Raw genomic sequence first — 12577 nt, 5'->3', positions numbered from 1 at the left:
TCGCGTTTTCCCTTATTTTTGTACTACGATATTTTCCTGCGAAGGATCAACATGCTGCAGCTGCAGCTTTTCCGTTGCGATCCGTTCAACCCGGCTGTGATCGCCGAGCGCGTTTTCTTCAAGGATCAAATTTCGCCATTCAATATCCAGCGCATCGCGTTCCAGTACCATCTGCTCGCGTTGCGCAGTCAATAAACGTGTATGGTGGGCGGTGGTCACCACCGTAACTGCCGTGACAATGATGCAAATGAACAGACAGAGTGGCAGTTTCCCAAACCGCAAAAGATCGTCGCCGATCACGCCAGGCAAGGCATGGCGCTCGTTGCTTCCTAACGAATCCTTAACTTTGCTTAGGGTCTCTGTCACTCTGCCGATCATGCGTTCGTCCTCTCTGCAACACGCAGCACTGAACTACGGGCGCGTGGATTCTCTGCCACTTCTTCTTCGCCCGGCATCAACTTGCCTAATGCTCGCAACTGACGGCCACCCAGCTTCCTGAGTTGTTCTTCCGTCATCGGCAGCCCCGCTGGTACCTGTGGACCGCGGCTTTGTTCACGCATAAAGCGTTTCACAATACGGTCTTCCAGCGAATGGAAGCTGATGATGGATAACCGCCCACCCGGGGCCAGCACGTCGAGCGAGCTTTTTAGCGCCAGCTCTATTTCCTCCAGTTCACTGTTTACCCAGATGCGAACCGCCTGGAAGGTACGGGTCGCGGGATGTTTGTGCTTATCCTTCACCGGCGTCGCCGCCGCGATCACTTCGGCCAACTCTTTGGTGCGGGTCATTGGCTCAATGCGATTGCGCTCAACGATGGCGCGCGCAATACGTTTGCCAAAGCGCTCTTCGCCGAACGTTTTGATGACCCATGCAATATCGGCTTCGTCAGCGGTCTGTAACCACTCAGCGGCAGACTGACCGCGCGTCGGGTCCATCCGCATGTCCAGCGGACCATCTCGCATAAAGGAGAAACCACGTTCAGCATCATCAAGTTGAGGTGAAGAGACGCCAAGATCGAGAAGAATCCCGTCGATCTTGCCCGTCAGGCCGCGCTCAGCGACATATTCCGCGAGCGCAGAGAAAGGTCCATGCACGATGGAAAAGCGTGGGTCATTGATGGTCTGTGCAACGGCAATAGCCTGCGGATCGCGATCGATTGCCAGCAGACGTCCCTCCTCTCCAAGCTGGGAGAGAATCAAACGCGAGTGACCACCGCGACCAAACGTGCCATCAATGTAGATGCCATCCGGACGAATATTCAGGCCGTTAACGGCCTCGTCCAGTAACACCGTTTTGTGTTTATAATTTTCCATCATATTTATAGAGACAAGTCCTGCAGCCGTTCCGATAATGTCGCGGAATCAGACTGCTCAGCGTCGATATCTTCCTTGACCTGTTGATACCAGGTCGTTTCATCCCACAGTTCAAACTTGTTGAACTGCCCGACCAGCATCACTTCTTTGGTCAGACCGGCATGTTGCCGCAACACAGGGGCAATCAGTAATCGCCCTGCGTTATCCATCTGACATTCACTGGCATGTCCCAATAACAGCCGCTGCACGCGGCGTTCCTGCGGGTTCATGCTCGACAGTCGCGACAGCTTTTGCTCAATAATTTCCCATTCAGGCAAGGGGTAAAGCAGCAGGCAGGGGGAGTTAATGTCAATGGTGCAAACCATTTGACCCGCAGCGTTCTCAATCAGCTGGTCGCGGTATCGGGTTGGTACCGATAAACGCCCTTTGCTGTCGAGATTGACTAACGTAGCTCCACGGAACATGCCAGTCTCACCCCTCCTCACCACTTTAACCCACAAATTCCCACCTAAAGGAGTTTACGGAGCGAGGGAAAAGCTTGTCAAGCCAGGACTCTCCCTATAAGGACTCGAAAGCCCTCTATTTACAGAGATAAACAGTCCTGGTTAATAACTGCACAACTGGCGAGGCAAAATTAACGTTATGAATATTTGTAAGAAAAAAACCGAATATGCACACTAGCGTTAAAGCTCACTCAATATCATCGCAGATAAATATAAAGTGTCAGTTTGCGACGCGGGCAGCATTTTATGACAGATTCTCAGGGGATAACAGCGCCAGATTCACCCAGGCACACGGTAAGCGCGGCGGTTGCCACGTAAGCTGGCAGTGGAGGAGGAAAAACGTCTGAATATTCATCGACCGAAGAGGGTTTGTAACAAAATAATACAAAGAGTACTGTTTAAAATCACCCTGACGTTCTTTAAAAGGACAATTTAAAAGCCAGAATGAATTAAGAAAAATAGGTGATTATGATCCCCCAAGAATTATCCTAATTTCTCTCCGGGAATTATCTGCACGAATTATCGCAACAAAATGGGGCAGATTTCGCCGCCCCGGTCATTTCATTTTTGGCGGCTTAAAATTCCGCGATGGTAGAGATTACGTTTGATACGCGTCAGGCCCGGCTTCGGTTTGCGCGGCTCGTCCAGGCTTGCCAGCACAATCTCAAGCACGCGTTCAGCGACATCGCGGTGACGCTGTGCTACCGCCAGCACCGGGCACTGGAGGAAGTCGAGCAGCTCGTTATCCCCGAACGTGGCAATCGCCAGGTCGGAGGGCAGTTTACCTTCACGGCGTAAGGTCACATCCATAACGCCCTGCAAGAGCGCAAACGAGGTGGTGAACAGCGCCTGAGGCATCGGATGCGTTTCTAGCCATTTCTCGAACAGCTGCGCCGCGGCTTCACGCTCGTAGCTATTGGCATAGAGGTAGTGAACCTCGCGCGGATCGTCTTTCCAGGCGGTTCTGAACCCCTGCTCACGCAGGAAGCTCACGGAAAGCTCGGGCAGCGCGCCAAGATATAGCACCGTTTCTGCGGGGAATGTTCTCAGCTCTGCGGCCAGCATTTCTGCATCATCCTGATCCGCACCCACGACGCTGGTGAAATGCTCGCGATCGAGCGCGCGATCCAGCGCAACGATTGGGAACGGGTCGTTCGCCCAGCGCTGGTAGAACGGATGCTCTGGCGGCAAGGAGGTCGACACGATGATGGCATCCACCTGGCGCTGGAGAAGATGCTCAATGCAGCGCATCTCGTTGTCGGGCTGGTCTTCCGAGCAGGCAATCAGCAGTTGATAGCCGCGCTGGCGCGCCTGACGTTCAAGATAGTTGGCGATACGGGTATAGCTGGTGTTTTCCAGGTCAGGGATCACCAGACCAATAGAGCGGGTTCGCCCGGCACGCAGACCGGCTGCGACAGCATTCGGATGGTAGTTATGCTCACGAACCACCGCCATAACTTTTTCAACGGTCTTATCGCTGACACGGTACTGCTTTGCTTTACCGTTAATCACATAGCTGGCCGTTGTTCGTGACACGCCGGCTAGCCGGGCGATTTCATCCAGTTTCACAATTGCCCCTTAAAAAAAGTAAAGAGTCCATGGCCCTGTCAAGGTTATGGTTAAATCTTTTAACATCTAAACGCAGAAAAGCCTTCGCGGCAACCGCTTTTATCTGCGTTGTCGGCTGATTACGCAAAAAAAAGCCCGGCTTTGGTGACCGGGCAGAAAGAGGCGAACCTTTTTGACAACTAACGCATGATTTTCTCGCCGCGTGACAGACCCACTACACCCGATCTCGCCACCTCGACAATTTTTGCGACGTCCCGCACGGACGCCAGGAAAGCATCCAGCTTGTCGCTTGTTCCGACCAGCTGAACCGTATAAAGAGAAGGCGTGACGTCGATAATTTGTCCGCGGAAAATATCCGCATTGCGTTTGACTTCCTCACGCCCGTATCCACTGGCCTGGATTTTCACCAGCATGACCTCACGCTCAACGTAGGCCCCCTGCCCCAGCTCGCTCACGCGCAGTACGTCGACCAGCTTATGCAGCTGTTTCTCAATCTGCTCAAGCACTTTGGCATCGCCGACGGTTTGGATCGTCATGCGCGACAGCGTGGGGTCTTCCGTCGGGGCAACGGTCAGGCTTTCAATGTTATAGCCGCGCTGCGCAAAAAGGCCAATGACGCGCGACAGTGCGCCAGACTCGTTTTCCAGTAAAACAGATAATATCCGGCGCATATCAGGTTCTCTCCGTTTTGCTTAACCACATTTCATCCATACCACCACCACGAATATGCATCGGATAAACGTGCTCGGTTCCATCAACAATCACGTCCATAAAGACGAGGCGGTTGTTTTTAACGTGCTCAAGCGCTTGTGCGAGCTTCGTTTCCAGCTCGGCCGGATCGGTCACCCGCATGCCTACATGGCCGTAAGCTTCAGCAAGACGAACAAAGTCCGGCAGCGATTTCATGTAGGACTGAGAATGACGGCCAGAGTAGATCATATCCTGCCACTGCTTCACCATACCGAGATACCCGTTATTCAGGTTCAGCACCAGTACCGGCAGTTCATACTGCAGCGCGGTAGACAGCTCCTGAATGTTCATCTGAATACTGCCATCTCCGGTCACGCAGACGACGGTTTCATTCGGCAGCGCCAGCTTCACGCCCAGCGCGGCAGGCAAACCAAAGCCCATGGTTCCTAAACCACCGGAATTGATCCAGCGTCGCGGTTTATCAAACGGGTAATACAGGGCGGCGAACATCTGGTGCTGCCCCACGTCTGAGGTCACGTATGCCTCACCTTTCGTCAGTCGCCACACCGCTTCAATGACCGCCTGCGGCTTAATGCTTTCACTTTGCGTGTCATATTTCAGGCACTGGCGCGCGCGCCACTGTTCAATCTGCTGCCACCAGTCGCGGATCTCATCCAGCGGTTGGGTTGCACTCTCCTGGGCCAGCAGGTCCAGCATTTGCTCCAGAACCTGACGGGCATCGCCGACGATCGGCACATCAGCCGACACCGTTTTTGAAATTGACGTCGGATCGATATCAATGTGCAGCACGGTGGCGTTCGGGCAATACTTCGCCAGGTTGTTGGTGGTGCGATCGTCAAAGCGCACGCCGACAGCAAAGATGACATCGGAATGATGCATCGTCATGTTGGCTTCATAGGTACCGTGCATACCCAGCATCCCCAGCGCCTGACGATGGGTGGCAGGAAACGCCCCCAGCCCCATCAGTGACGATGCAACAGGCAGGTTAAGCTTTTCAATCAATTCACGAAGCTGAACTTCGCAGGCAGAGTTGATCGCCCCGCCACCGACATAGACCACCGGTTTTTTGGCTGCCAGCAGCGTTTGCAACGCTCGCTTGATCTGGCCTTTATGCCCCTGCGTTGTTGGGTTATAAGAGCGCATGCTGACTGATTCGGGCCAGACATAGGGCAGCTTGTTTGCCGGGTTCAGGATATCTTTAGGCAGATCGACCACCACCGGTCCGGGACGTCCGCTCGCCGCCAGCCAGAAGGCTTTTTTCAGTACGCCGGGAATGTCTTCTGTTTGCTTGACCAGGAAGCTGTGCTTCACAACGGGACGCGAAATCCCGACCATGTCGCACTCCTGAAACGCATCGTAGCCAATCAGTGAGGTTGCCACCTGCCCGGAGAGGATCACCAGCGGGATAGAGTCCATATAGGCCGTCGCAATGCCGGTAATGGCGTTTGTCGCGCCGGGGCCGGACGTGACTAACACCACGCCCACTTCACCCGTCGCACGCGCCAGGCCGTCAGCCATGTGCACTGCCGCCTGCTCGTGACGTACCAGGACATGGTCAATGCCCCCTACCGTATGCAGCGCATCATAAATATCGAGGACCGCGCCGCCAGGGTAGCCGAACACTTGCTTTACGCCCTGATCGATCAGCGACCGAACGACCATTTCCGCGCCAGACAACATCTCCATGCTTTGCCTCCAGGCATTTTGTTATAGACGGACTGCCGAATTCATTTCCGCACCGTCTTACGATTGGGATAAACCAATCTTATATATTGCAGAGTGTTCTTTACCTTAACCGCTCGTTATGAGGCAGGCAATTAGCAAACCCGGGGAGATAAACGGCGCGTAAAGCAGAAAAAGCAGCCGTTAACAGAAGATATGGTTAATTCCTCTGGGAATAGAGGATGGGGTGATAAATCATCGCTGAAAAGCGCGACAATGCAGGAAATCATCTATTTTTGCGTGCTGGAGAGTAGCCCGAAAAAAAGCGCCACAGAACAAAATAGCAATTATCTAAAAGAATTCAGGATAAATCACATAAACCAATGCGATTTACCCTGAGGCGTTTACCGGCGACAGATGCCAACCAGCAACTCTTCCATCCACTGATGTCCTTTATCCCGACCCGCAGCTTCATGCCAGGAAAGATAACAGGTACGGCTATTTAGCTTGAGCGGCAGAGGCAAAATTTGCAGATTTAAAGGGTCAGAAAACTCTTCTGCCAGCCAGCGCGGCGCAATCGCCACCAGTTGCGTCTGGGAGACCACATTTAATACGCTAACCATGGCCATGCCCTGATAAGCCACGCTCGCCTGTTTATCCGCAGTGTCATACCACGGCAGGCTAAAGGACGCATATCTGTCGAGTGCCACAACGGCGTGCTGCTCGTTATAAACATCGCTTTCTCGCAGCGGAGAATTCAGGCGCGGATGTTTTTTACTGGCGACCAGAACCATTTCATCTTTAAACAGCGGCACGCAGGAAAATTCTGGACGACGGAACTCTTCATATCCCAGAACGAATTCGATCTCCTGATAGCGTAACTGATGTTCCGTGTTTTGATTCAGAGATGATTTAAAAACCAGATTGATATTGGGTGCGATCTCTTCAACTTTATTATAAATAATCGACGTTAAATAATTATCTAAAGGGCTACAGACGCAAAGATGGAATACACGCTCGCTGCTTAAGGGTTCAAAGCCCGAGCCGGGCAGCTCGTTTTGTACCAGCTGCAACGCCTGGCGGATGGAGCCAAACAGCTGAAATGCGCGCGCCGTCGGCTGGATCCCTCTCCCGTAGCGAACAAATAACTCGTCGTTAAACATGATTTTAAGTCTGGCGACGGCATTACTCACGGCAGGTTGTGACATCCCCAACGTGTGGGCCGCGCGGGTGATATTCTGTTCCTGCATGACAGCATCAAACACCGTCAGAAGATTAAGATCCACCGTGCGTAACTGCGGTTTAATCCCATCAGTAGCTTGAGGTTGTTTAATATTATTTTCTGGCACTTCTGACTCCACTGTCACGCTACACTCCCTTTGCCATCGTAGGGTAATAATCTTGAGAAATATGATTTATCATGCAAATACGATCAGCGAAAGAGAATTATTTAAAATTCGGAATATATAAAGACTCAATATTAACGAAAATTAATGAGCGCAAATGATATGTTTGACTTTAGGGTTTGAATGAAACCATAAACCAAACAAATACACAATTGCCATCAGGTTAATGATGACTTAAGTATTATTAAACTGTTATTGCTTTCGGCCTACAGTTAGTTAACAACCTGTTATCTGCGCTCGCTTTTCAACGTTCTGGAATAGATTCACTGAATTTATAACTTAATGATATCTAAACCCTTTAAGCACAAAACATCCTCCCCAGGACATTTCACTCATTTTTAAACAATTATATTTATTTGTTTCTGCAACTCTTTTCTTAAGTCCAAAATTAGACAATTAGTCGGGTCGAGGAAGCTAAAACCAGCACAATTAGCTAAAGTGAATATCCTGTTGATTCCGTCTGTCGGGCCCGTTTTCATCGTCAGGGGTTGACATGAACGGCCGTATCCAGTACCACTAAAAGCATATTGAATTTAACGGAGCACGATTCATGACTCGCACCATTCGTTTCACCGGTCTACTACTACTAAACGCATTCACTGTGCGCGGTAGACTGGCGGGCGAAATTCAGCGTTGAATCGTCACCAGTAAGACTAAAAACCCGCGCCACTGCGCGGGTTTTTTTATGCTCGTAGCAAGGCGCCCTAAGACTGACAAGGACCTAACCCATGAGCCAGCAAGTCATTATTTTCGATACTACTTTACGTGACGGTGAACAAGCATTACAGGCAAGCCTGAGTGTAAAAGAGAAACTGCAGATCGCGCTGGCTCTCGAACGTATGGGTGTCGACGTGATGGAGGTCGGTTTCCCGGTCTCGTCTCCGGGTGATTTCGAATCCGTCCAGACTATCGCTCGCACCATTAAAAACAGCCGCGTGTGTGCCCTGGCGCGCTGCGTAGAGAAAGACATCGACGTTGCTGCCGAGTCATTGAAAGTCGCCGAAGCGTTCCGTATCCACACCTTTATTGCGACCTCGCCTATGCACATCGCAACCAAGCTGCGCAGCACGCTGGATGAGGTGATTGAGCGCGCGGTCTACATGGTTAAGCGCGCACGCAACTACACCGATGACGTTGAATTCTCCTGTGAAGATGCGGGCCGTACGCCAATCGAAGACCTGGCGCGCGTCGTGGAAGCCGCCATCAACGCGGGTGCGAAAACCATCAACATCCCGGACACCGTCGGCTACACCATGCCGTTTGAGTTCTCCAACATCATCACCGGTCTGTATGACCGCGTGCCGAATATTGATAAGGCAATTATCTCCGTCCACACCCACGATGATTTGGGTCTGGCCGTGGGTAACGCCATCGCCGCCGTCCACGCCGGGGCGCGCCAGGTAGAAGGCGCGATGAACGGTATCGGCGAACGCGCGGGCAACTGTTCGCTGGAAGAAGTGATCATGGCGATCAAAGTGCGCAAAGACATTATGAATGTGAATACGCGCATTAATCACAACGAAATCTGGCGCACCAGCCAGACCGTCAGCCAGATTTGCAACATGCCCATTCCGGCTAACAAAGCGATTGTCGGCACCGGTGCCTTCGCGCATTCGTCCGGTATTCACCAGGATGGCGTGCTGAAGAACCGCGAAAACTACGAAATCATGACCCCGGAATCCATCGGCCTGAATCAGGTGCAGTTGAACCTGACCTCCCGTTCCGGCCGTGCGGCGGTTAAGCACCGTATGGAAGAGATGGGCTATAAGGACAGCGATTACAACATGGATCAGCTGTACGACGCGTTCCTGAAACTGGCCGACAAAAAAGGTCAGGTGTTCGACTATGACCTGGAAGCGCTGGCCTTTATTAACAAGCAGCAGGAAGAGCCAGAGCACTTCCGTCTGGATTACTTCAACGTGCAGTCAGGCTCCAGCAACATCGCCACCGCCTCGGTCAAACTGGCCTGCGGTGATGAAATTAAAGCAGAGGCCGCGAACGGTAACGGCCCTGTCGATGCCATCTACCAGGCGATTAACCGCGTCACCGAGTACGACGTTGAGCTGGTGAAGTATGACCTGACGGCCAAGGGCCACGGCAAAGATGCACTGGGTCAGGTCGACATTGTTGTTACCCATAATGGACGCCGCTTCCACGGCGTGGGCCTGGCGACCGATATCGTTGAATCCTCCGCCAAAGCGATGGTGCACGTTCTGAACAACATCTGGCGCGCCGCCGAAGTCGAAAAAGAGTTGCAACGCAAAGCTCAGAATAAAGAGAACAACAAGGAAACCGTGTAATGTCGAAGAATTACCATATTGCTGTGTTACCGGGCGACGGTATTGGTCCGGAAGTGATGGCACAGGCGCTGAAAGTACTGGAAGCCGTTCGCGCGCGTTTTGCGATTAAAATCACCACCAGCCACTACGACGTGGGCGGTATTGCGATTGATAACCACGGTACGCCACTGCCGAAAGCGACCGTGGAAGGCTGTGAAAATGCCGATGCCGTGCTGTTTGGTTCCGTCGGTGGCCCGAAATGGGAACACCTGCCGCCAGCAGAGCAGCCAGAGCGCGGTGCGCTGTTGCCGCTGCGTAAACATTTCAAGCTGTTCAGTAACCTGCGTCCGGCGAAGCTGTATCAGGGTCTGGAAGAGTTCTGCCCGCTGCGCGCGGATATCGCCGCCAACGGTTTCGACATTCTGTGCGTGCGTGAACTGACCGGCGGGATCTATTTCGGTCAGCCAAAAGGGCGCGAAGGCAGCGGACAACACGAGAAAGCGTTCGACACCGAGGTGTATCACCGTTTCGAAATTGAACGTATCGCCCATATCGCGTTTGAGTCTGCGCGCAAGCGCCGCCATAAAGTGACCTCCATTGATAAAGCGAACGTGCTGCAGTCTTCCATTTTGTGGCGCGAGATCGTTAGTGAAGTCGCTAAGCAGTACCCTGACGTCGCGCTGTCGCACATGTACATCGACAACGCGACCATGCAGCTGATCAAAGATCCGTCGCAGTTTGACGTGCTGCTGTGCTCCAACCTGTTCGGCGACATCCTCTCGGACGAGTGCGCAATGATCACCGGCTCCATGGGGATGCTGCCATCCGCAAGCCTGAATGAAGAAGGCTTTGGCCTGTACGAGCCTGCGGGCGGCTCCGCGCCGGATATCGCAGGCAAAAATATTGCTAACCCGATTGCGCAGATCCTCTCCCTGGCCCTGCTGCTGCGCTACAGCCTGGATGCAGGCGATGCGGCAACCGCAATTGAGAACGCCATTAACCGGGCGTTAGAAGAAGGCGTCCGTACCGGCGATTTAGCACGCGGCACGGCGGCAGTCAGTACCGATGAAATGGGCGACATTATTGCCCGCTATGTCGCTGAAGGGGTGTAATCATGGCTAAGACGTTATATGAAAAGTTGTTTGATGCGCACGTTGTTTACGAGGCACCAAACGAAACCCCGCTGCTGTACATTGATCGTCATCTGGTACACGAAGTGACCTCTCCTCAGGCATTTGACGGCCTGCGCGCGCACAAGCGCCCGGTACGTCAGCCGGGTAAAACCTTCGCGACGATGGATCACAACGTTTCTACCCAGACCAAAGACATTAATGCCTCGGGTGAGATGGCGCGTATCCAGATGCAGGAGCTGATTAAGAACTGCAATGAATTTGGCGTTGAGCTGTACGATCTGAACCACCCGTATCAGGGTATCGTCCACGTGATGGGGCCTGAGCAAGGGATCACCCTGCCGGGCATGACCATCGTCTGCGGTGACTCCCATACCGCGACCCACGGCGCGTTTGGCGCGCTGGCATTCGGGATTGGCACTTCTGAAGTGGAACACGTGCTGGCAACGCAGACCCTGAAACAGGGCCGCGCCAAAACCATGAAGATTGAAGTGAAGGGTAAAGCCGCACCGGGTATTACCGCAAAAGACATCGTGCTGGCCATCATCGGTAAAACCGGCAGCGCGGGCGGCACCGGTCATGTTGTTGAATTCTGCGGTGAAGCCATCCAGGCGCTGAGCATGGAGGGGCGCATGACCCTGTGCAATATGGCCATTGAGATGGGCGCAAAAGCCGGTCTGGTCGCGCCGGACGAAACTACCTTCAACTATGTGAAAGGTCGTCTGCACGCGCCGAAAGGTCAGAATTTTGACGACGCGGTAACGTACTGGAAAACCCTGAAAACCGACGATGGGGCAACGTTTGATACCGTTGTCACGCTGCAGGCTGAAGAGATTGCGCCTCAGGTGACCTGGGGCACCAACCCGGGTCAGGTGATTTCCGTCAACGACGCCATTCCCGATCCGGCCTCCTTCGCCGATCCGGTCGAGCGCGCCAGTGCGGAAAAAGCGCTGGCCTATATGGGGCTGAAACCCGGCGTTCCGTTGACCGACGTAACCATTGATAAGGTCTTTATCGGTTCCTGCACCAACTCCCGTATCGAAGATTTGCGTGCCGCCGCCGAAATTGCCAAAGGCCGTAAAGTGGCACCAGGCGTGCAGGCGCTGGTGGTTCCAGGCTCCGGTCCGGTTAAGGCCCAGGCGGAAGCAGAAGGTCTGGATAAGATCTTCATTGAAGCAGGCTTCGAATGGCGTCTGCCTGGCTGCTCCATGTGTCTGGCCATGAACAACGATCGCCTGAATCCAGGTGAGCGCTGCGCCTCTACCAGCAACCGTAACTTTGAAGGCCGTCAGGGCCGCGGTGGGCGCACCCATCTGGTCAGCCCGGCAATGGCCGCCGCTGCGGCAGTCACCGGCCATTTCGCCGATATTCGCAGCCTGAAATAAGGAGACAATCATGGCAGAGAAATTTACCCAACATACGGGCCGTGTTGTCCCGCTGGACGCCGCTAACGTCGATACTGATGCTATTATTCCAAAACAGTTTCTGCAGAAGGTGACGCGTACCGGTTTCGGCGCGCATCTGTTTAACGACTGGCGTTTCCTGGACGATAAGGGCGAAGTGCCTAATCCGGAATTCGTTCTGAACTTCCCGGAATACAAAGGCGCTTCGATTTTGCTGGCGCGGGAAAACTTTGGCTGCGGCTCATCCCGTGAACATGCGCCGTGGGCGCTCACCGACTACGGGTTTAAAGCGGTTATTGCCCCAAGCTTCGCGGACATTTTTTACGGCAACAGCTTCAACAACCAGCTGCTGCCGGTGACGCTGAGCGATGAACAGGTCGATGAATTGTTCGCGCTGGTTAAGGCGAATCCGGGCATTTCGTTTGAAGTGGATCTGGAAGCCGAAGTGGTGAAAGCAGGGGATAAGGCCTACAGCTTCAGCATTGATGCCTTCCGCCGTCACTGCATGCTGAACGGTCTGGACAGCATTGGTTTAACTCTCCAGCACGAAGCGTCGATTGCCACTTACGAACAAAAACAACCTGCATTTATGAAATAATCC

12 protein-coding genes are annotated in these 12577 nt (G+C 53.2%); 5 read left to right on the top strand and 7 right to left on the bottom strand.

Annotated features, from left to right (window positions below):
- Positions 1-12: 12 nt before the first annotated feature.
- The 7 genes from ftsL to leuO all read right to left on the bottom strand — a co-directional run bounded on the left by ftsL (position 13) and on the right by leuO (position 7125).
- Positions 13-378: a cell division protein FtsL gene (gene ftsL / locus AB8846_RS11270; RefSeq protein ID WP_008501989.1), complete on the bottom strand. Its 366-nt coding sequence runs from the start codon at positions 376-378 to the stop codon at positions 13-15.
- A complete protein-coding gene (gene rsmH, locus AB8846_RS11265; protein ID WP_023310390.1) occupies positions 375-1316 on the bottom strand; it encodes a 16S rRNA (cytosine(1402)-N(4))-methyltransferase RsmH in 942 nt (313 codons plus the stop codon). The genes ftsL and rsmH overlap by 4 nt, the downstream gene beginning before the upstream one ends.
- A 2-nt stretch (positions 1317-1318) precedes the next feature.
- On the bottom strand, positions 1319-1777 hold the full coding sequence (gene mraZ, locus AB8846_RS11260) for a division/cell wall cluster transcriptional repressor MraZ (RefSeq protein WP_021240528.1): 459 nt from the start codon (positions 1775-1777) through the stop codon (positions 1319-1321).
- 600 nt (positions 1778-2377) lie between these two features.
- Positions 2378-3385 (bottom strand): catabolite repressor/activator, encoded by a 1008-nt coding sequence (gene cra, locus AB8846_RS11255; protein ID WP_008501993.1) that lies wholly within the window; start codon positions 3383-3385, stop codon positions 2378-2380.
- A gap of 179 nt (positions 3386-3564) precedes the next feature.
- Positions 3565-4056: an acetolactate synthase small subunit gene (gene ilvN / locus AB8846_RS11250; protein WP_008501994.1), complete on the bottom strand. Its 492-nt coding sequence runs from the start codon at positions 4054-4056 to the stop codon at positions 3565-3567.
- 1 nt (position 4057) lies between these two features.
- The gene (gene ilvI / locus AB8846_RS11245; protein ID WP_370732723.1) at positions 4058-5782 is read right to left on the bottom strand and encodes an acetolactate synthase 3 large subunit; all 1725 of its coding nucleotides are present in this window, start codon (positions 5780-5782) and stop codon (positions 4058-4060) included.
- Between the two features lie 380 nt (positions 5783-6162).
- Positions 6163-7125: a transcriptional regulator LeuO gene (leuO, locus tag AB8846_RS11240; RefSeq protein ID WP_321220992.1), complete on the bottom strand. Its 963-nt coding sequence runs from the start codon at positions 7123-7125 to the stop codon at positions 6163-6165.
- A gap of 589 nt (positions 7126-7714) precedes the next feature.
- Here leuO and leuL point away from each other — a divergent pair.
- The 5 genes from leuL to leuD all read left to right on the top strand — a co-directional run bounded on the left by leuL (position 7715) and on the right by leuD (position 12574).
- Positions 7715-7801, top strand: coding sequence for a leu operon leader peptide (leuL, locus tag AB8846_RS11235; RefSeq protein ID WP_074147213.1), 87 nt, complete (start codon positions 7715-7717; stop codon positions 7799-7801).
- Between the two features lie 91 nt (positions 7802-7892).
- On the top strand, positions 7893-9464 hold the full coding sequence (gene leuA / locus AB8846_RS11230) for a 2-isopropylmalate synthase (protein WP_063143341.1): 1572 nt from the start codon (positions 7893-7895) through the stop codon (positions 9462-9464).
- Positions 9464-10555 carry a 3-isopropylmalate dehydrogenase gene (leuB, locus tag AB8846_RS11225; RefSeq protein ID WP_196346983.1) on the top strand — a complete coding sequence of 364 codons (1092 nt, stop codon included), beginning with the start codon at positions 9464-9466 and terminating at the stop codon, positions 10553-10555. The genes leuA and leuB overlap by 1 nt, the downstream gene beginning before the upstream one ends.
- Before the next feature lie 2 nt (positions 10556-10557).
- Positions 10558-11958 carry a 3-isopropylmalate dehydratase large subunit gene (gene leuC, locus AB8846_RS11220; protein ID WP_370732722.1) on the top strand — a complete coding sequence of 467 codons (1401 nt, stop codon included), beginning with the start codon at positions 10558-10560 and terminating at the stop codon, positions 11956-11958.
- Positions 11959-11968: 10 nt separating this feature from the next.
- Positions 11969-12574 (top strand): 3-isopropylmalate dehydratase small subunit, encoded by a 606-nt coding sequence (gene leuD, locus AB8846_RS11215; RefSeq protein WP_370732721.1) that lies wholly within the window; start codon positions 11969-11971, stop codon positions 12572-12574.
- Positions 12575-12577: the final 3 nt, after the last annotated feature.

The sequence above is a fragment of the Enterobacter sp. KB-221C9 genome (assembly GCF_041320715.1).
GTDB classification, from domain to species: domain Bacteria; phylum Pseudomonadota; class Gammaproteobacteria; order Enterobacterales; family Enterobacteriaceae; genus Enterobacter; species Enterobacter asburiae_D.
Note: the sequence above shows the minus strand (reverse complement) of the source record. Positions and strands in the feature narration are given on the sequence as shown.

Coding starts and splice junctions, on each gene's coding strand:
- ftsL (WP_008501989.1), bottom strand. CDS start 378: ATGATCGGCAGAGTGACAGAGACCCTAAGCAAAGTTAAGGATTCGTTA.
- rsmH (WP_023310390.1), bottom strand. CDS start 1,316: ATGATGGAAAATTATAAACACAAAACGGTGTTACTGGACGAGGCCGTT.
- mraZ (WP_021240528.1), bottom strand. CDS start 1,777: ATGTTCCGTGGAGCTACGTTAGTCAATCTCGACAGCAAAGGGCGTTTA.
- ilvN (WP_008501994.1), bottom strand. CDS start 4,056: ATGCGCCGGATATTATCTGTTTTACTGGAAAACGAGTCTGGCGCACTG.
- ilvI (WP_370732723.1), bottom strand. CDS start 5,782: ATGGAGATGTTGTCTGGCGCGGAAATGGTCGTTCGGTCGCTGATCGAT.
- leuL (WP_074147213.1), top strand. CDS start 7,715: ATGACTCGCACCATTCGTTTCACCGGTCTACTACTACTAAACGCATTC.
- leuA (WP_063143341.1), top strand. CDS start 7,893: ATGAGCCAGCAAGTCATTATTTTCGATACTACTTTACGTGACGGTGAA.
- leuB (WP_196346983.1), top strand. CDS start 9,464: ATGTCGAAGAATTACCATATTGCTGTGTTACCGGGCGACGGTATTGGT.
- leuC (WP_370732722.1), top strand. CDS start 10,558: ATGGCTAAGACGTTATATGAAAAGTTGTTTGATGCGCACGTTGTTTAC.
- leuD (WP_370732721.1), top strand. CDS start 11,969: ATGGCAGAGAAATTTACCCAACATACGGGCCGTGTTGTCCCGCTGGAC.